This window comes from Enterococcus durans (genome assembly GCF_002277935.1).
Lineage (GTDB): Bacteria > Bacillota > Bacilli > Lactobacillales > Enterococcaceae > Enterococcus_B > Enterococcus_B durans.
Window position 1 is genome coordinate 1,487,813 of record NZ_CP022930.1, and the last position, 19,585, is coordinate 1,507,397.

Here is a 19,585-nt window from a genome sequence, read left to right on the forward strand (position 1 = left end):
ATGAAATGGAATGAAGTAAAAGTAGAAACAGCGAGTGAAGCAGTAGAAGCAGTTGCGAACATACTAATGGAAGCAGGAGCTAGCGGTGTAGCAATTGAGGATGCACTGGACATTGAAAATTTTCAGTCAGATCAATATGGAGAAATCTTAAATAAAGAAGATTTTACTTATTTAAAGGAAGGAGCCATTGTGATGGCTTATTTTCCTGAGACGATTTTTTTACCAGAAATTGTGCCCTTTATTAAGGAACGTGTAACAAAATTACCAGAATATGGGTTAGCGATAGGTAAAAATAGCGTGACAGCTAGCGAGGTGGAAGAAAGTAATTGGGCGACTGCTTGGAAAAAATATTACCATCCCGTACGCATTACCAGAATGTTGACAATTGTTCCTAGTTGGGAAAACTATCAAACAAATGATCCATTAGAAAAAATCATCACACTAGATCCAGGTATGGCATTTGGTACAGGTACACATCCGACCACTTCTTTAACTTTGCAAGCGTTAGAGACTGTATTGCGAGGTGGGGAAACTGTCTTGGATGTGGGAACAGGTTCTGGGGTGTTAAGTATTGCCTCAAAATATTTAGGTGCAAAAGATGTCTATGCTTATGATTTAGATGAAGTAGCTGTACGCTCAGCAAAAGAAAATATGGATATGAATGAAGTGGCAAAAGATGTCCACGTAGCGGCGAATGATTTATTAAAAGGAATCGAGATCGAAAGTGATGTCATCGTGGCTAATATCTTGGCAGATATTATTTTGCTGATGATCCCTGATGCTTGGCGTTTGTTGAAACAAACAGGCTCACTTATCGTTTCAGGTATTATTGAAGATAAAAAGCAAATGGTGATTGATGCAATGGAAACACAAGGATTTGTCGTCGAACAGATCTTCCAGCAAAAAGATTGGTATGCCATTATTTTAAAAAAGCCTGAGGTGGAATAAATGCAACGATATTTTTTAGAAGAAGCCTATCAACCATCTGAAAAATTTGAACTTTCGGCAGAAGCTTTTCACCATATCGTACATGTGATGCGTATGAAACCGAAAGACCGAGTCTACTTGGCTTTTAGCGACCAACAAGTGATCATTGCGGAAATCACAGAAATCACTGAGGAAAAAGTTTACTTGACTGAAATCGAAAAAGAAGAAATGGAAAAAGAATTGCCAAGTATGATCACGATTGCTAGTGGTTATCCTAAAGGTGATAAATTAGAGTGGATCGTTCAAAAAGGTACGGAGTTAGGGGCGCATGCATTTATTGGTTTTCCAGCAAAGACCTCGGTGGTGAAATGGGATGCGAAAAAAAGAAAAAAACGGCAAGAACGTTTAACCAAGATAGCTCAAGAGGCAGCAGAACAATCGCACCGCCAAATTGCACCACGAGTGGAGTTATTAGATACAGAGAAAGAATTGTTCACGCAGCTTTCTGACTATGATGTGATTTTGGTCGCATATGAAGAATCTGCAAAACAAGGCGAACTGGCGAATCTGGCGAAAGTATTCAACTCTGTGACCGCTGGCAGTCGAATTTTGGCGATTTTTGGTCCAGAGGGCGGATTGATGGCAGAAGAAATCAACCAATTTGTTGATGCAGGTGCTATTATTTGTGGTTTAGGACCACGGATTTTACGCACAGAAACAGCACCACTTTATTTATTAAGTGCAGCAAGTTATCATTGGGAATTAAACAAGTGAAAAAAATGTGAAAAAATATATGATAAGATCAGGAAAAATTGAAAATAACCCCAACAATCTGTATAATAAAAGCAATTATTTATTGTAAACAGGCACTATTTTTGTTTGAGAATGAAAGAAACAGTCCATAAGAACTGTTTTATAACCTTTGAAAGGGGGATTTCCTATGCCAAAAGAAGAAATTTTAACAGGCCCTGGTGTAATCAAACTGGTTAGTCAATACATGGGACCAGAACATGTTGCATTTGTCCAAAAAGCATGTGATTACGCTAGTGCTGCTCATGATGGACAATTTAGAAAATCAGGAGAGCCTTATATCATCCACCCAATCCAAGTTGCAGGGATCTTAGCCGATTTAAAAATGGACCCCCACACGGTCGCTACGGGTTTCTTACATGACGTGGTAGAGGATACAGAGGTTACACTAGATGATTTGAAAGAGGAATTTGGCCCAGACGTTGCGATGCTTGTTGATGGCGTAACGAAGCTAGGTAAGATCAAATACAAGTCACATGAAGAACAATTAGCAGAAAACCACCGCAAGATGCTGTTAGCTATGGCACAAGATCTACGTGTAATTATGGTGAAATTAGCCGATCGACTACATAATATGCGTACGTTGAAACATCTTCGGGAAGACAAGCAACGACGTATTGCTCAGGAAACGTTGGAAATCTATGCACCGTTAGCTCATCGTTTAGGGATCAGTCGTATCAAATGGGAATTAGAAGATACAGCATTGCGGTATTTGAATCCTAAACAATATTATCGAATCGTGCACTTGATGCAAACAAAGCGTGAAGAACGAGAAAAATATGTGAATGGGACAGTAGAAGACATCCGTTTAGCTACAGAAGAACTAGGAATCTTCGCAGAAATCTATGGGCGACCAAAACACATTTATTCTATCTATCGGAAAATGAAAGATCAAAAGAAACAATTCAATGAAATCTATGATCTATTAGCTATTCGTGTCATCGTAGATTCAATCAAGGATTGTTATGCTGTTTTAGGGGCAATCCACACAAAATGGAAACCAATGCCTGGCCGCTTCAAAGACTACATCGCGATGCCTAAAGCGAATATGTATCAATCATTGCATACGACTGTTATTGGACCAGCCGGAAATCCGGTGGAAATCCAAATTCGTACCCAAGAAATGCATGAAATCGCAGAATTCGGGGTAGCTGCTCACTGGGCATACAAAGAAGGAAAGAATGAAAAAGTAGAACCAGACGGTATGACAAAACAATTAAGCTGGTTCCATGAAATCATTGAACTTCAAGATGAAAGCTATGATGCCTCTGAATTTATGGAAGGCGTCAAAGGAGATATCTTTAGTGATAAAGTATACGTATTTACTCCTAAGGGGGATGTAACAGAACTTCCTAAGGGATCAGGTCCGTTAGACTTTGCGTATAGTATCCATACGGATGTCGGAAATAAAACGACAGGTGCCAAAATCAATGGAAAAATGGTGCAATTGGATTACAAGCTCAAAAATGGAGATATTATAGAGATTTTGACCTCGCCTAATTCATTTGGACCAAGTCGAGATTGGTTGAAACTAGTTGCTACGAGTAAAGCTAGAAATAAAATCAAGCGTTTCTTCAAAGCGCAAGACCGAGAAGAAAATATTACTAAAGGTCATGAAGCAGTAATAAAATGTATCGCTGACTTGGGCTTTACTCCTAAAGAGATCTTGTCTAAAGCTAAATTGCAAGATGCGCTGGAACGTTTGAATTATCAAACGGAAGACGATATGTATGCAGCTATTGGATATGGTGAAGTTAGTCCGTTGACTATGGCGAATCGTTTGACAGAAAAAGAACGAAAAGAACAAAAAATAGAACAACAAAAACAAGAAGCAGAAGAAATCATGAACCAGCCGAAAAAAGAGCCGGAAAAAATGAAAGTTCGTCATGAGGGTGGCGTGGTCATCCAAGGTGTCGAGAATCTGCTGATACGTATCAGTCGTTGCTGTAATCCAATTCCTGGTGATGATATCGTTGGGTATATCACAAAAGGTAGAGGGATTTCTATTCATCGAAGAGATTGTCCAAATGTCCAAGCAGACAAGCCAAATGTAGCGGAACGCTTGATTGAAGTGGAATGGGAAGATACTTCAAATACTAAAAAAGAATATGATGCGGATCTGGAAATCTATGGCTATAATCGTTCAGGTATGTTAAATGATGTCTTGCAGACAGTGAACACCATGACTAAAAATTTGAATAGCGTAGAAGCTAGAACAAATAAAGATAAGATGGCGACCATTCATTTAACTGTAGGCATCCAAAATCTTTCCCACTTGAAGAGTATCGTGGATAAAATCAAAGCCGTGCCAGATGTCTACAGCGTACGTCGAACAAATGGCTAGGAGGTACAAGTATGAAAGCAGTGATCCAACGTGCAAGTAAAGCTTCTGTTTCCATTGAGCAACAGGAAGTTGGTAAAATCGAACGTGGATTAGTCGTTTTATTAGGTGTCCATGAGGGAGATACGCAAGCGGATGTCGACTATTTAGTAAAAAAAGTTGCACAACTGCGTATCTTTGAAGATGAACAAGGAAAAATGAATCGAAGTATCGAAGATATTCAAGGAGAGCTACTGAGTATCTCACAATTTACGCTCTTTGCAGACACGAAGAAGGGAAACCGTCCAAGTTTTATTGCAGCAGCACGACCAGAAACGGCAATTCCGCTCTACGAAGCGTTCAATGAAGGAATCAAGCAAAGAGGCATTCCTGTAGCAACAGGAAAATTTGGTGCAGATATGGCTGTTTCACTGGTAAATGACGGACCAGTGACGATCATTATTGATTCGCAAAACAAATAGTGCAGAAGAGAGAGTGGGACAAAAGTAAGAAACACTTTTGTCTCATTCTTTAAAAACGAAACGGTGGGAGCAGAAGCAACTCCTTCTTAAATAAGCCGAAATTCACAAAAATTTGAAAAGCAATTTTCGTGAATTTCTTCTTATTTCTCGGAGTTAAACACTTCTGTCCCAACCTCTTCTATATTCGATAAGTCGGTAAACTTGAAAAATCAGGCAGTGATTTTCAAGAGTATCGACTTTTTTTTACATCGAACAGGGCAGCTTATCTTAGTCACTTTGCTTTTTTGATACTAGAACTAGAGTAGAACTTGGAGGGAATCACGGAATACTTCTGAGCCAATCGTTTCTGCAGACATTGTTAAAAAACAATAAAAATAGCTGAATAGCTACTTTAGCAAGATAAATAGAGAAGGTTCCATTTATTCTTAACTAGTAGCCATCAGCTGTTTTTTAGTGGATTAGGTTTGATTATTTAAACTGTTGAAATAGTTGGTCGATTGTTTGGTAATCTTCATTCGATAAATGGAGATCCAACGCTCGAGCATTATCCGCAACTTGTTCCGGTCTTTTTGCGCCTGGTATGACAACAGAGATCCGTGGATTCTTCATATACCAAGCTAACACAAGTTGTGCGATTGTTGCTTGATATTTTTCAGCCAACGGATGAAGTTGATCCACAGCTTGAATGATCTTTTCAAAACGTTCGCCCTGAAAATCAGGTCTATTTTTTCTTGGGTCATGAGCACCAAATTCTTGGGGACTATTTAGATGATACTTGCCAGTCAACAATCCAGAAGCAAGTGGGAAGTAAGGTACGAAGCTGATGTCGTTTTCTTTAAGATAAGGAAACAATTCTTTTTCCGCTTCTCGATAGATCAAACTGAACTTATCTTCCACAACATCTACATAGCCATCTAAATTGGCTTCTTTCAACTGTTCTAGTGAGAAGTTAGAAACACCGATCGCGCGAATCTTACCAGCTTCTTTTAGTTGGTGTAATGCTGCAATTGCTTCATTTTTAGGTGTATGATCATCTGGAAAATGGATATAAAAAATATCGATGTAATCTGTTTGCAAACGGCGTAGCGCATCTTCGACCGACTGCGTCAAAAATTCTGGGGAGTTATCAAAAACACCTTTCTTATTTGGTACATGTGCTGCTTTCGTTGCAATCACAATACGCGAGCGATCATATTCTTCTTCTCGTAAGACTTCACCAATCAACTCTTCTGAACGACCATTACCATAAGCAAATGCTGTATCGATCAAGTTGATCCCATTATTTAAAGCAGTGCGAACAACTTGTTTTCCAGTTTCATCTTCTAAGCCAGTAAAGAGATTGTGACCACCTACAGCGTTTGCCCCTAATCCAAGTTGTTCTGCGTAAACTTGTGAGTGTCCGATTCTTATTTCTGCCATTGTACAGGCCTCCTTTTCGTCTAGTCTAAAACAAAATTGGAAAAAGCTGAACTAAAAGGTCTTTCTGAAAGGAAAATGAAAAAGTGTCATGGAATATAGTTGTTCGGCATAAATTTCTTTGGTGTTTCTGACCTATTCTTTCGATTTTACTTGACTTTAAGACTTGTTTTTAGTAGGTTATAGTTAATATTGAAAATATCGATGAAAGAGCGAGTAGGTTTCTGAGACTTTACAAGAGAGGATCATCTGGGCTGAGAATGATCTAAAGGGGCGATTCTGAAAGACACTCTGGAGATGAACGTGTGAAAAGCCGTTCCGTGTACGAGCGTTAATCGTAAGAGGAAAGAGCAATCTTTCAAAATTAGGTGGTACCGTGTATGAATTAGTCATTCGCCCTTGTTCAAGATGAACGAGGGCGGATTTTTTTTTACATAGAAAATAAAAGGAGAGAAAAAAATGAGTTTCCAAAGACCAAAAGGAACAAATGATATTTTACCTGGTGAGTCAGAAAAATGGCAATTTGTAGAAGAAACTGCCCGCTTGTTATTTAGAGATTATCAATATAATGAAATCCGCACGCCTATCTTTGAACATTATGAAGTGATTTCTCGAAGTGTCGGTGATACGACGGATATTGTGTCAAAAGAAATGTATGATTTCTATGATAAAGGTGAAAGACATGTGACCCTTCGACCAGAAGGAACAGCTCCAATCGTGCGGTCTTTTGTCGAACACAAGTTATTTGGACCAGAGTACGCAAAACCGTATAAAACTTTTTACATGGGACCAATGTTTCGCTATGAACGTCCGCAAAAAGGGAGACTGCGTCAATTCCATCAAATCGGCGTAGAAGCGTTTGGCTCTGAAAACCCAGCGACTGATGTTGAAAGCATGGTGATGGCACTTGATTTCTTCAAACAATTAGGAATCAATCAAATCCGTTTAGTCATTAATTCTTTAGGAGACAAAGAAACACGTCAAGCATATCGTCAAGCCTTGATCGACTATCTTGTTCCCTTTGAAGAGCAATTAAGTGAAGATTCAAAACGAAGACTACACGAAAATCCTTTGCGTGTACTAGATAGCAAGGACAAACGCGATCAACGATTTGTAGCAGAAGCACCTTCTATTTTGGACTTTCTAAGCGAGTCAGCCCAAAAACACTTCGATACAGTGGTGACAATGCTAGACGCATTGGATATTCCTTATGAAATCGATCATAATATGGTACGTGGTTTAGATTATTACACACATACGATTTTTGAAATCATGAGTGATGCACCAAAAATGGGCGCTCAAGCAACGATTTGCGCAGGAGGTCGTTATGACAATCTTGTCGAAGAGTTAGGTGGTCCAGAAACACCTGGATTTGGGTTTGCGATGGGTATCGAGCGCTTGCTGTTGACAATGGAAGCAGAAGAAGTAGTGATCCCTGCATTTAATGAATTAGATGCCTATGTTGTAGCGTTAGGTGAAGAAACAAACATCGAAGCATTGAAGCTCGTACAAGTAATTCGGAATTTCGGCTTTTCTGCGGATCGTGACTTCATGAATCGTAAAGCAAAAGCCCAATTCAAAACGGCAGATAAAGCAAATGCAAAATTGGTTTTAGTCATTGGAGCAGATGAATTGGAAAATCAGACAGTGACTGTTAAAGCCATGGCAAATAGAAAAGAAAAAAGCTTCCCATTAACAGAAGTTTATGAACATTTTGATGAAGTCTATGATGAAATGACTTTATTCGAGTAGGAGGAAATGAAAAAATGACACAAAGAACAACATATTGTGGTTTGGTATCTGAAAAAGAATTAGATCAAACTGTCACATTAAAAGGGTGGGTCCAAAAACGCCGGGATCTTGGAGGCGTGATTTTTATTGATCTACGTGACCGTGAAGGAATCGTCCAAATCGTCTTTAACCCGGAAGTAAACAAAGAAGCATGGGAAATCGCTGACAAATGTCGTAGTGAATATGTCATTGAGATCACTGGTGTTGTGAAAAAACGTGAAGAACTAGCAATCAATCCAAAAATGGTAACAGGTGAATTTGAAGTATTTGCTAGCGAGATCGTTATTTTGAATAAAGCAAAAACACCACCATTTTTAATCGAAGATGATCAAACAGTCGGTGACGAAATCCGTATGAAATACCGTTATTTGGATTTGCGTCGTCCAAAAATGACAAAAAATATCAAAATGCGCAATGAAACAACGAAAGCAATCCGTCACTATTTAGATGATAACGACTTCTTAGATATCGAAACACCATATCTAGGTAAATCAACACCAGAAGGAGCGCGTGACTATCTAGTCCCTTCTCGTGTCCATGCAGGCCATTTCTATGCGCTGCCACAATCTCCACAATTATTTAAACAATTACTGATGAATGCTGGTTTTGACCGGTATTACCAAATTGTTCGTTGTTTCCGTGATGAAGACTTACGTGGTGACCGCCAACCTGAGTTTACCCAAGTCGATATCGAAACAACTTTCTTAACAACTGAAGAAATCCAAACGTATACGGAAGGATTGATTGCCAAAGTAATGAAAGATGTTCGTGGCATCGATGTGACTTTACCATTTCCTCGTATGACGTATGATGAAGCGATGGACCGTTATGGGAGTGATAAACCAGATACACGTTTTGACATGGAATTGATCGATTTGAGCAATATCGTGAAAGATGTTGATTTTAAAGTATTCCAAATGGCACTTGAAAAAGGCGGCGTGGTGAAAGTTCTGAATGCGAAGAATGCTGCAAGTAAGTATTCCCGTAAAGATTTAGATAATCTTGGTCAGTATGCTAGTCAATTCGGTGCAAAAGGCTTGGCATGGCTAAAAGTGGAAGAAGATGGATTGAAAGGACCAATCGCTAAATTCATGGGTGATGCAACGGAATCAATCGTTGCAGCAACAAACGCTGAAGTCGGCGATATCCTATTGTTTGGTGCGGATAAGAAAGAGATCGTTGCAGCAACTCTAGGTGCGATCCGTTCTCGTTTAGGGAAAGAATTAGGCTTGATCGATGAATCAAAATTCAATTTCTTATGGATCACAGAATGGCCTCAATTTGAATATTCAGAAGAAGAAGGACGGTATGTCTCTGCGCACCATCCATTTACAATGCCTAAAGCAGAAGACGTAGAATTATTAAGTACTGATCCAGGACAAGTATATGCAGAAGCGTATGATATCGTTTTGAATGGCTACGAATTGGGCGGTGGTTCTATCCGTATCCACACACGCGAATTACAAGAAAAAGTATTAAAAACATTAGGATTTTCTCAAGAACAAATGGAAGAACAGTTTGGCTTCCTATTGACAGCTTTAGATTACGGATTCCCTCCACACGGCGGTATCGCTCTAGGACTAGATCGTTTCGTCATGCTACTTGCTGGTGAAGAAAATATTCGTGAAGTAATCGCATTCCCTAAAAACGGAAAAGCTGCAGATGTAATGAGTGACGCACCAAGTACCGTTTCCGATGCACAATTGTTCGATTTGAATATTGACGTAACAAGTGTAGAATAAATGTAATTAAAACGAGAAGCATGTGTGTCGCGGGAAAGCAAACTCTTAGAAATAAGCTAGAAGTTTTTCAACAATGAAAAGTCGTTGAACAAAATTCTTTCTTGCTTATTATTGGAATTGAGCTGCTTTTTCAAAACTTCTTTTAGAGGGTGAGACAAGATTGTTTGTCCACTCTCTTTTTTGAGTAAACGATATGGAGAAACATAAGCGATAAGAAGAAATCTGCTTGAGAGAAGTCGAGATTTTCAAAGATTTGAACAGTGATTTTCGTCAATTCTTGCTTATTTTTTTCGGGAGTATATTCCTTTGGTTCTAGCCGCTTTTTTGTGTCGATGTTTTCTTGATTTAATTCTAAAACCCTTTATAATTAAGCCATAACATATAAAGTGAGGCTTTTTCATGAAAAAAACTTTCGAAAATTGGACGTACCATGATTATACGACCAAACTTTCGGCATCTATCGTGTATGCATTGATTGCATCTGTAGCACTAAACTTCTTTTATCAACCTGGGCATATCTATTCAAGTGGTATTACGGGATTAGCTCAAATACTGACGACTTTATCGAAATCATTGATTGGTTTTGAAGTACCAGTATCAACAACTCTTTATCTCTTGAATGTTCCGTTATTCATCTTGGCTTGGTTAAAAATCGGAAAGAAGTTTACTATTTTTACCTTTATCACTGTAACTTTGACTTCGCTTTTTATCCATATTTTACCGCAAACTGTTCTTTCAACTGATCCAATCATTTGTGCGTTATTTGGTGGAGCTGTTATGGGACTGGGTATCGGCCTAGTTTTAAGGAATGGGATATCTTCTGGCGGATTGGATATCGTAAGTATCACAATTCGTAAGAAAACTGGTAAATCTATTGGCTCCATTTCGATTTATTTCAATGCGATGATCGTGTTTGTGGCAGGACTTCTTTTTGGATGGCAGTACATGTTCTATAGTACGCTTTCTATTTTTGTCAGTGGAAAGGTCACGGATGTTGTCTACACGAAACAAAAGAAAATGCAAGTAATGATCGTAACAAAACATCCAGAAAAAGTGGTCAATGAAATCCAAAAATGCATGCGTCGCGGAATCACGATCATCAATGAAGCAGAAGGTGCATATAAGCATGACAAACAAACTGTATTGATGACTATTGTGACACGATATGAATTACCACTATTGAGAGAAGCAATGAAAGCCTCTGATCCGCATGCGTTCGTTAGTATCGCGGAAAACGTCCAGATCCTTGGGCGATTTTATGAAGATGGTATTTAGAGTGAACAACGAATAAAACGCTGTAGACAGTCGTAAGGCTGTTTACGGCATTTTCTATGAAAGAAGTTCTTCTTGATTGCTATCGTTATTTTTGAAATTTTGTTAAAATTATTAAAAATATGTTCTTTTTTTTTAAGTTTATGGGATGATAGGAAAAATAGTAAAATGGCTGGAATTTATTTTGCTATTTTCACTTAACACACGTATATTATGAATGAAAAAAGTTTATGAAAAGTTGGAATATTGAATGGAAAAAAAGAAAAGGTTAAAAAAAAGTCGCTATATTACTGGCTTTGATGGTATTCGCTCTTTAGCCGTTGTAGGGGTCATTTTATACCATTTATTACCAACCAGTATGAAAGGCGGCTACTTGGGTGTTCCAATATTTTTTGTTGTATCAGGTTACCTGATTACTGATTTGTTGCGACAAGAATGGGAACAAAATGGAAAAATCAACATTTGGCAATTTTATGTCCGGCGAATGAAACGGCTCTACCCCGGCTTAGCATTTCTATTGATTACTGCATCGGCGTACATCACCTTATTTCAACGAGGGTTATTGAACAATCTGCGAGGGGTCGTTGTAAGTAGTTTGCTCTATGTCAATAACTGGTGGCAAATCAACAATGGACTATCTTATTTTGATCGATTCGCCAATGAATCCCCGTTTACACACATTTGGTCGTTGGCAGTAGAAGCACAGAACTATCTGATCTGGCCGGTCATTTTTGTTTTATTGATGGTTTTTGTTCGTAAAAGAAAATGGATTTTCTATACGGTTTTAGGGACCTCTGTTTTATCAGCAATCTTGATGATGATCTTGTACACTCCAGGTGGTGATCCTACACGTGTGTATTATGGAACCGATACACGTCTATTCTCTATCTGGATGGGAAGCGCTCTTGCGTTTGTCTGGCCGAGTACGCGCTTAAAGAAAAATATTCCAAAGCAAGCAAAACGTATTTTGAATCTAGCGGGATTGATTTCGTTACTTGCATTAATCCTTTTCTTTTTCTTCTTAGATGATCATTATAGTTTTGTCTATTATGGTGGGATGTTCTTAGTAACCATCTTTTGTGTCATCTTAGTTGCCGTAACGGCTCATCCCGGTGCAAGTTTAGATCGTTGGCTGACAAATCCAGTATTTACATGGATCGGAAAAAGAAGCTACGGAATCTATTTATATCAATTTCCAGTGATGATTTTTTATGAAGCAAAAGTGTCAGATATTGCCGATCATGTCTTGATTCACACGGTGATCGAGATATCCTTGATTTTGATCATCAGTGAATTGTCATATCGCTATATTGAACGACCATTAGCTCGATTTGATTACAGTAGAACACTTCAAGTAGTCAAAGGTTGGTTCAAAACACCGATCATCAGCAAACAAAAACCATGGCTTATCCCTGCAACTTTGGTAGTTATCGTTGCTTTAGTTGGTTTTGTGACTGCGCCAAAAGACTCAGTGACAGCAGACCAGAAACAGTTACAAGCAAAAATTGCTGAGAGTAAAAAATTGGCAGAAGAAAGCCAAAAAGATTCTGAAAAGAATGACGGGACAGTGGATCAAGCAATTCTTGATAAGTACGAGCTAACTGTAGAGCAAGGGAAGAAAGCACAAAAATTGCAACTGACTGCTTTCGGAGACTCTGTTATGCTAGATGCAGCAACAGATTTGAAAGAGGTATATCCGCAGGTCGTTGTGGATGGAGATGTTGGTCGCCAACTTTATGCGAGTGAACCATACATTGAAGAACTTAAAAAACAAAATCTGTTAAAAGATACTGTATTGATCGGACTTGGTACAAATGGAGCATTTACGGAAGCTCAATTCGATACCATCATGAGCGCTCTAGGTGATCGCAAAGTTTACTGGGTAAACGTTCGCGTACCTACGAAACGTTGGCAAAATGATGTAAATGCGATGCTAGCGGATATGGCGAAGAAGTATGACAACCTCACTTTGATTGATTGGTATGACTATAGTAATGGCCATAGTGACTGGTTCTACGATGATCAGGTCCACCCAAACCCAGAAGGAATGAAACACTATATCCATCTGGTCAGTGAAACGATGCTAGGTAAAAGTAAAACAGACACGAAAACAACGAAAGATACAACCAATGGAAATAGTAATACAGATGTTTCTACCAGTGGAAACAATATAAATGAACAATAGTAAGAAGAAACCGGAATAGAAGAATTTCACTCCGAGAATTAAGAAGGGATTCACGAAAATTGCTTTTCAGATTTTTGTAGATGTCAACTTATTATTCGAAGGAGTAGCTTCTGATTCTACCGTTCGTTTTTAGAGCATGAACAAAAGTAGGAATACTTTTGTCCATGCTCTTTTTTTATTTGAATACGAGCTCAAATCACCTGATTAGGTACATTGAATTGGCGTCTTGAAATCAATAGGATCAGGATTCTCACAAAGTCAGAAAAGAGCATCTGATTTACTTGCTTTCTTCTGGTAGGGGACAAGAAGAGTGAGAAGTTAAGTAGCGCTCTTTTTGTAGACGAGTTAATTTTTTGAAAGCTGCCTCAGCTTTTGTTGCTTCACTGCGAGAAGCGAAAACTTCGGCATGGATCATTTTGACAGGACGACGTTTTTGCAATCGTGTGTATTTAGCTCCAACACCACGATTGTGTTCTCCTAGTCTTCTAGTCAAATCAGTCGTGTAGCCCCCGTAAAATGTGTGGTCCTTGCAATACAAAACATAAAAGTAGTGTTCATTGGCCATAAAGCATCGCACGTATTTCCGCAGTGTATTCACCACTTGAATCATAGGTAGTCAAAGGGGGAGCTACTTTGAATCCATCTAATTTTCCTTCTTTGATTCCCTCAACTAATAAAATGTTTGCTTCTTTCCCAGTTTTAGGGTAGACGAACTGGATTTTTTTGGGAGCGATTCGCTGTTTCTCCATTACTTTTATGATTTCCAAAAAGCGATCTGGTCGATGGACCATCACAAATCTGCCATTTGTTTTTAAAAGCTTACTAGAGATCGAAATGACTTCTTCCAAGGTGGTATAGATTTCATGACGAGCTATTGCCAGATGTTCATTAGGATTTTTTTTATTCGTGGGTAATCCCTTGAAATAAGGTGGATTGCAGACAACCAGATCACATGAATTGTGACGTACAACAGAAAGGCTGTCTTTTAAATCAATTGTATGGATCGTCATTTGCTTTTCGAGTTGATTTAAAGCGATACTTCGCCTTGCCATATCTGCCAGTCGTGGTTGGAGTTCGATTGCATCGATGTGGGCGTTAGTCCGCTTACTTAAAAACAGCCCCACAGCTCCATTCCCAGCGCAGAGGTCAACGATTTGTCCTTTTTTTGGTACTCGTGCAAAATTAGCGAGTAAAACAGCATCTAAAGAAAAAGAGAAAACTTCTGAGCTTTGGATGATTTTGATATCCTCCGCATATAATTGGTCGATTCGTTCGTATTCGTGAAGCATAGATTCCCTCCAAAATGAAAAAACTAATTGTTTGTATTATACTATTTTTATAAAAAAGAACAAAGGTAGCTTGTAAAGTCAAATGAATTTAGGCATACTATGACCATAAGCACAGAAAGGAAGAGACTATGTTTTATCGATTTATGAGAGGGATTGTCCGCGTGATTTTAGCTTTGGTCAACGGAAATGCTCGATATGAAAATAAAGAAGTATTGCCACAAGATGAGAATTACATACTAGTTGCTCCGCACCGTACGTGGTGGGATCCCTTGTATCTTGCTGTGGCGGCTGCGCCAAAAGAGTTTAGCTTTATGGCAAAAGAAGAGCTATTCAAAAATCCAGTATTACGTTTTATTTTGACTCATTCCAACGCATTTCCAGTAAAAAGAGATAACCCAGGTCCAAGTGTAATCAAAACACCAGTCAAGATTCTGAAATCAACGAATCTAGGGTTGATCATGTTTCCGAGTGGAACAAGGCATGCAACGGAGCTTAAAGGCGGTATGGCGTTGATCTCTAGAATGTCAAAAGCAAAAATCGTTCCAGCAGTCTATCAAGGTCCGCTTACTTTAGGCGATTTATTCAAACGAAAACGTGTGACCGTCCGCTTTGGCGAACCGATCGATTTATCAGATATCAAAAAAACAGATAAAGAAGGAATGGCGGAAATCGAACGTCGAACACAAGCTGCATTTGATCGTTTAGATAAAGAAGTCAATCCTGATTTCAAGTATGAGATCCAAAAGAAAGATTGATCTAACAAGTGTAGAAATGATTCATCCAAAAACGTCGAGGCAAAAGTCGTTTAGGTTGGAGAAATTGGAGAGAAAAACGAGCAATACGTTTTTTGTATTGCTTGTTTTTTTTTTGAAATTTCCGAAAAACCTGACTTTTGGACGCCGTTTATTTCCGAAGGAGTTGCTTCTGCTCTCACCGTTTATCCGAGAGTCTGTAGCAAAACAGATTTTTTAGATTTGTCCCATATTCCTTTTTACGTCTTTCACAAAATATCACAGGTGTCATGTAGTTAATGGAAGTGTTATAATAGTCAGAAGGACATTTTTTGAGGTGATGAGATGCGTTTTTTACATACAGCCGATTGGCATATAGGGAAAAAATTACAAGGCTATGATTTGATTGAAGATCAAAAATATGTACTGGCACAAATTTTAGAAATTGCAAAAGAAGAAAAAGTGGATGCGATCGTTATTGCAGGTGATTTGTATGATCGAAGCGTGCCTGCTGTTGATGCTATCGAAGTTTTCAATGAGTTGATGGTCGAGTGGAACTTGCACGAAAAATTCCCGATTTTTGCGATCTCAGGAAACCATGATAGTAATATCCGTTTATCTGCGGGAACGCCTTGGTTTAGTCATTCCAATTATTTTTTACAGACACGATTTGAAGAATCATTTCAACCGATCGAATTTAAAAACAGTCAATTTTTTTTATTGCCTTATTTTGAACCGATAGCGGCAAGAATCTATTTTGAAGATGACACGATCAAGACGATTCAACAAGCCATTGAAAAAGTAGTGGACCGAATGCAAGAAGCATTTGATCCGAATAAAAAACATATACTGATTAGTCATTTTTGTGTCATGGGAAGTACAAAATCGGATTCGGAAACAAAGATCGAAGTTGGCGGGCTAGATGCGGTCCCTGGAGAACTACTTGAACCCTTCGATTATGTGGGATTAGGACATTTGCACAATAAGTCAGCGTTGCATCAAAAAAACGCTCGTTATAGCGGTTCTCCACTAAAATTTTCTCTTTCAGAAATCAATCAGCAAAAGGGCGTGTGGATCGTTGATCTGGAGGAAGAATTATCTTTAACTTTTCGCGAGTTGACGCCGCTATTTGAAATCGAAGAAATCACTGCAACCTTCAAAGAATTGTTAGATCCAACATTTTATCAGAAAATCAATCGAGAAAATTATGTACAGATTTATTTGGAAGACCGAACGATCATTCCGAATATGATGAACCAACTACGAAAAATCTATCCGAGGATCCTAGGGGTAGAAAGATCAAATGGTCGTGAAGTTCAAGTAAAAAGGAATTCGAAAAAAGTGGTGACCAAAGATCCGCAAAAATTAGTGCAGGGATTCTTCAAAGAGATGACAAATGAAGAATTGACAGAAAAACAAAACCAGTGGCTGACAGAAACATTACAAGAACTTACGGAAACGGAATGATCAATAATGAAACCTAAAAAATTAACATTAAAAAATTTTGGTCCATTTATTGATGAGACCATTGATTTTTCTAAACTTACGGATGCACCGCTTTTCTTGATCACAGGTAAAACAGGTGCAGGAAAGACAACGATTTTTGATGGTATGACCTACGCACTATTTGGCGAAACTTCGGGTAAAATCCGTTCAGCTAAAGAAATGCGTTCCCTTTTTGCAACACCGGAAGAGGAAACGAGTGTCTTGTTTTCTTTTGAACATCAGCAGATGAGTTACGAAATAGAACGAAAACCAGAACAGGTGCTTGCGAAACGTAAAGGCAATGGTAATCGGAAGCAAGCTGCTAAAGTGTCATTAACGATTTTTGATGAGAAAGGCAAAGAAATCAAACAGTACACGAAGCGTAGTGAAGTCGATCAATTGATCAAAGAATTACTGAATCTGGATGCGAAGCAGTTCTCGCAAATCGTGTTATTACCGCAAGGCGAATTTCGTAATTTTTTGATTTCTTCAAGTAGTGAAAAAGAAGGGGTTCTCCGTAATTTATTTGGTTCACAATTCTTTCAGCAATTTAATGAACAATTGAAAGAAAAGGCAAAGTTACAACAGCAAAAGTTGGACCATCTGGAACAAGAACTAACATTGCTTCGAAAACGTTTTGTGATGATGAATGAAGAGCCAACTGAAAACGTGAGTTATGAAGAAACGATTGCTCTTTGGCAGCATGAACAGACAGCACTTGAAGAAATCATCTTGGCTGAAAAAGCCAAACTTTTGAAATTACAAGAGCAACAAAAACAAATAGAAAATGATTATTACCGCTCAGAATCTTTGAATAAAAGCTACAAAGAAAAAACAAGATTGATTCAACGAAAAAAAGAATTAGACGAAAAAGAGACAGTAATCGTTGAAAAAAGGCAATGGATCAAACAATATGAATTTGCCCAAAAATTACAGGATACTATAGCAAGAAGTCATGAATATGTAAGTGATCAGCTTGAAATGGCAACAAAAGAAAGAGCTTATTTCGAACAACTTACGCATAAAGAGCAGCTCTACAAAAAATGGTTAGAACAAGAAGAAGAACGAATGGCTCTCCAAAAAGAAATCGACGGGTTATCTAAAGATTTTCAGGAGAAAAAAATATTGTTGCCGATCGCTGATCAATGGCAACAAAAGCAAGTAGACCTAAAAGAGTTACAAGAGGAAGAGCAAGCGCTGCATGAGAAAAAAAGAGTCATCAGCCAAGAAGAAGCGCAGATCCTATTGGAACAACAAAAAATCCAAGAACAACTGGCAGAACAAGAGGAGCTACAAGAAAATCGACTTCATTATGAAAAACTCCGCCAAGAACATGAAAAACATCAAGAGATGATCGAACAATGGAACGAAAAGAAAGAACAGATCGAAAGTTATCGAGTACAGTTAAATGAGATCAAAAGTCAGTATGAAGCAAACCAAGAGTATTTAAGTCAACAGACAGAATTGTTAGACCGCTTGAAAAGTCAGTGGGCGAGCCAACAAATTGCACGACTACAGCTATTATTACTTCCAGGACAACCTTGTCCAGTATGCGGGGCGACAGAACATCCTAATCAACAGGATCGGCATGAGCTACCAGAAAAAGAAGAAATCGTGGCACTTGAACAAAAATTAGCGCAAACAGAATCAGTGATCGATCAAATCCATCAAGAAATTGGTCGAAACGAAGCAGATCGAACGAAAATTTCTGAGCAACTAACAAAGCTTACTGAATGGTGTTCAGCCAAGAGAGAAGAAATCGCTAAAAACGAAGAAATATTGAAAACGAAAATCAAAAAAACTTTCATATTTGCGAAGGTGAGCGATCTTGTTGTATCCTTAAAGGAAATCGACCGTGATTTAACGGCTCAGATAAGTGTCATTGCACAGGTAAAGAAAGCCCAACAAGAAATACTGGAGAAATTACCAGAAATCACGGATAGGTTAAAAGAAATCGAACAATACATTGATCAAAATAAAGAGAAAATCCAACAAACACAAGGCGAATCAGCCAGTTTGGCCAAGCAGTTGGAAAAGATCGATACCCATACATTATCGGCGGACGTCAAATACTTAGAAGAACAAATCGCTTCAAAAACGCAGCGGCTATCGAAAGAAATGGAACAAGGTCTTAGTTATTCACAAGAAATCAACTTATTGAAAACACAGATTGATACGATCCATGAACAGCAGAAAAAAAATGATCAAAAACTTGAAAGCATCCAAGAGAAAATCTCAGAAAAAATGAAGGAGCAGGACTACTTCAAAGAAACTGAGGAGATTCTTTCTTTTGTGCAACAAGAAGAAGTATACAATGAAGCAGTTCAAGTCACCAATGCCTATGAAGAAGAACGCTTGATTGTAGAGGACCGACTTGCACAACTAGCAACGATTTCTCTGGAAGAAGAGCTTCAGGATTTAAATGATTTGAAGGAACAATTAGAAAGAATAAAAGAAGAAGTAACGAAACAGCAAGAAAGTTGCTATCGTTGGCAAGAACAAAAGAATCAAAATCAACAGATTATTGAGGAGTTTTCTTCGATTTATCAAACCAGTCAGAAACAGTTAGATGAACTGATCGAACTGCAACAACTTGCACAAACGATCAATGGTGAGAATCCTCGAAAGACTAGCTTAGAGAGATATGTGCTACAAGTTTACTTGCAAGAAGTACTTCAAGTGGCAAACTCACAGTTGCAACGTCTAACAAAAAATCGGTATCAATTTGAGTTAGCCGAAGAAGTAGGTAGTTATCGTGGTAAAACGGGTCTTGAAATCAATATCTACGATGATGAAGCGGGGATGTCTCGAGGTGCGCATACTCTCTCAGGTGGGGAAAGTTTTATTGCCGCGCTTTCATTAGCCTTAGCGTTAGCCGAAGTGATCCAAGCACAAACAGGTGGAGTAACCATTGAGGCCCTATTTATTGATGAAGGTTTTGGTTCTTTAGATGAAGAAGCACTTGAAATGGCTATCGAGGCATTGGAAACGATTGAAAGTGAAGGACGAATGATTGGTATCATCAGCCATGTAAGGGAATTAAAGGAAAGAGTTGTACAACAAATAAGAATCAGTACAGAAGGTAGTGGCCAAAGTAAGGTACGCTATCATCTTGGATAATAGGGGGATGAACAA

14 protein-coding genes and 1 other annotated feature are annotated in these 19,585 nt (G+C 38.5%); of the genes, 11 read left to right on the plus strand and 3 right to left on the minus strand.

Going from position 1 to position 19,585, the window contains the following annotated elements; all coding sequences use genetic code 11:
• The 4 genes from prmA (at position 1) to dtd (ending at position 4,539) form a co-directional block, all read left to right on the plus strand.
• Positions 1-948: a 50S ribosomal protein L11 methyltransferase gene (prmA, locus tag CJZ72_RS07120; RefSeq protein ID WP_005877319.1), complete on the plus strand. Its 948-nt coding sequence runs from the start codon at positions 1-3 to the stop codon at positions 946-948.
• Positions 949-1,701 (plus strand): 16S rRNA (uracil(1498)-N(3))-methyltransferase, encoded by a 753-nt coding sequence (locus CJZ72_RS07125; protein WP_005877318.1) that lies wholly within the window; start codon positions 949-951, stop codon positions 1,699-1,701.
• 166 nt (positions 1,702-1,867) lie between these two features.
• A complete protein-coding gene (locus CJZ72_RS07130) occupies positions 1,868-4,081 on the plus strand; it encodes a RelA/SpoT family protein (RefSeq protein ID WP_095443720.1) in 2,214 nt (737 codons plus the stop codon).
• Between the two features lie 11 nt (positions 4,082-4,092).
• Positions 4,093-4,539, plus strand: coding sequence for a D-aminoacyl-tRNA deacylase (gene dtd / locus CJZ72_RS07135; protein WP_005877314.1), 447 nt, complete (start codon positions 4,093-4,095; stop codon positions 4,537-4,539).
• A 468-nt stretch (positions 4,540-5,007) separates the two neighbouring features.
• Here dtd and CJZ72_RS07140 read toward each other — a convergent pair whose 3' ends face one another.
• A complete protein-coding gene (locus CJZ72_RS07140) occupies positions 5,008-5,958 on the minus strand; it encodes an aldo/keto reductase (protein WP_081134895.1) in 951 nt (316 codons plus the stop codon).
• Between the two features lie 192 nt (positions 5,959-6,150).
• Positions 6,151-6,359 (plus strand) — a binding site (T-box leader).
• Between the two features lie 55 nt (positions 6,360-6,414).
• On the opposite strand from CJZ72_RS07140, the gene hisS reads away from it, so the two are divergent.
• The 4 genes from hisS (at position 6,415) to CJZ72_RS07165 (ending at position 12,945) form a co-directional block, all read left to right on the plus strand.
• A complete protein-coding gene (hisS, locus tag CJZ72_RS07150; RefSeq protein WP_081134897.1) occupies positions 6,415-7,707 on the plus strand; it encodes a histidine--tRNA ligase in 1,293 nt (430 codons plus the stop codon).
• A gap of 14 nt (positions 7,708-7,721) precedes the next feature.
• Complete coding sequence (gene aspS / locus CJZ72_RS07155) at positions 7,722-9,488, plus strand: aspartate--tRNA ligase (protein ID WP_081134898.1); 1,767 nt, start codon at positions 7,722-7,724, stop codon at positions 9,486-9,488.
• Between the two features lie 399 nt (positions 9,489-9,887).
• Complete coding sequence (locus tag CJZ72_RS07160; protein WP_005877306.1) at positions 9,888-10,763, plus strand: YitT family protein; 876 nt, start codon at positions 9,888-9,890, stop codon at positions 10,761-10,763.
• Between the two features lie 247 nt (positions 10,764-11,010).
• The gene (locus CJZ72_RS07165; RefSeq protein ID WP_081134900.1) at positions 11,011-12,945 is read left to right on the plus strand and encodes an acyltransferase family protein; all 1,935 of its coding nucleotides are present in this window, start codon (positions 11,011-11,013) and stop codon (positions 12,943-12,945) included.
• 277 nt (positions 12,946-13,222) lie between these two features.
• Here the strand turns inward: CJZ72_RS07165 and CJZ72_RS07170 are convergent, their stop codons facing one another.
• Positions 13,223-13,510 (minus strand): GIY-YIG nuclease family protein, encoded by a 288-nt coding sequence (locus tag CJZ72_RS07170; protein WP_081134901.1) that lies wholly within the window; start codon positions 13,508-13,510, stop codon positions 13,223-13,225.
• On the minus strand, positions 13,500-14,234 hold the full coding sequence (locus CJZ72_RS07175; RefSeq protein ID WP_081134903.1) for a tRNA1(Val) (adenine(37)-N6)-methyltransferase: 735 nt from the start codon (positions 14,232-14,234) through the stop codon (positions 13,500-13,502). The genes CJZ72_RS07170 and CJZ72_RS07175 overlap by 11 nt, the downstream gene beginning before the upstream one ends.
• 128 nt (positions 14,235-14,362) lie before the next feature.
• On the opposite strand from CJZ72_RS07175, the gene CJZ72_RS07180 reads away from it, so the two are divergent.
• The 3 genes from CJZ72_RS07180 to CJZ72_RS07190 all read left to right on the plus strand — a co-directional run bounded on the left by CJZ72_RS07180 (position 14,363) and on the right by CJZ72_RS07190 (position 19,570).
• Positions 14,363-14,989, plus strand: a complete 627-nt coding sequence (locus CJZ72_RS07180; RefSeq protein ID WP_005877298.1) for a lysophospholipid acyltransferase family protein — start codon at positions 14,363-14,365, stop codon at positions 14,987-14,989.
• Between the two features lie 321 nt (positions 14,990-15,310).
• Positions 15,311-16,432 (plus strand): exonuclease SbcCD subunit D, encoded by a 1,122-nt coding sequence (locus CJZ72_RS07185; RefSeq protein ID WP_081134904.1) that lies wholly within the window; start codon positions 15,311-15,313, stop codon positions 16,430-16,432.
• A gap of 6 nt (positions 16,433-16,438) precedes the next feature.
• Positions 16,439-19,570: an AAA family ATPase gene (locus CJZ72_RS07190; RefSeq protein WP_095443721.1), complete on the plus strand. Its 3,132-nt coding sequence runs from the start codon at positions 16,439-16,441 to the stop codon at positions 19,568-19,570.
• The last annotated feature ends 15 nt before the right edge of the window (positions 19,571-19,585 follow it).

What these genes read in the sequence shown, in the direction of transcription:
- prmA (WP_005877319.1), top strand. Translation starts at nt 1, where the DNA reads ATGAAATGGAATGAAGTAAAAGTAGAAACAGCGAGTGAAGCAGTAGAA.
- CJZ72_RS07125 (WP_005877318.1), top strand. Translation starts at nt 949, where the DNA reads ATGCAACGATATTTTTTAGAAGAAGCCTATCAACCATCTGAAAAATTT.
- CJZ72_RS07130 (WP_095443720.1), top strand. Translation starts at nt 1,868, where the DNA reads ATGCCAAAAGAAGAAATTTTAACAGGCCCTGGTGTAATCAAACTGGTT.
- dtd (WP_005877314.1), top strand. Translation starts at nt 4,093, where the DNA reads ATGAAAGCAGTGATCCAACGTGCAAGTAAAGCTTCTGTTTCCATTGAG.
- CJZ72_RS07140 (WP_081134895.1), bottom strand. Translation starts at nt 5,958, where the DNA reads ATGGCAGAAATAAGAATCGGACACTCACAAGTTTACGCAGAACAACTT.
- hisS (WP_081134897.1), top strand. Translation starts at nt 6,415, where the DNA reads ATGAGTTTCCAAAGACCAAAAGGAACAAATGATATTTTACCTGGTGAG.
- aspS (WP_081134898.1), top strand. Translation starts at nt 7,722, where the DNA reads ATGACACAAAGAACAACATATTGTGGTTTGGTATCTGAAAAAGAATTA.
- CJZ72_RS07160 (WP_005877306.1), top strand. Translation starts at nt 9,888, where the DNA reads ATGAAAAAAACTTTCGAAAATTGGACGTACCATGATTATACGACCAAA.
- CJZ72_RS07165 (WP_081134900.1), top strand. Translation starts at nt 11,011, where the DNA reads ATGGAAAAAAAGAAAAGGTTAAAAAAAAGTCGCTATATTACTGGCTTT.
- CJZ72_RS07170 (WP_081134901.1), bottom strand. Translation starts at nt 13,510, where the DNA reads ATGGCCAATGAACACTACTTTTATGTTTTGTATTGCAAGGACCACACA.
- CJZ72_RS07175 (WP_081134903.1), bottom strand. Translation starts at nt 14,234, where the DNA reads ATGCTTCACGAATACGAACGAATCGACCAATTATATGCGGAGGATATC.
- CJZ72_RS07180 (WP_005877298.1), top strand. Translation starts at nt 14,363, where the DNA reads ATGTTTTATCGATTTATGAGAGGGATTGTCCGCGTGATTTTAGCTTTG.
- CJZ72_RS07185 (WP_081134904.1), top strand. Translation starts at nt 15,311, where the DNA reads ATGCGTTTTTTACATACAGCCGATTGGCATATAGGGAAAAAATTACAA.
- CJZ72_RS07190 (WP_095443721.1), top strand. Translation starts at nt 16,439, where the DNA reads ATGAAACCTAAAAAATTAACATTAAAAAATTTTGGTCCATTTATTGAT.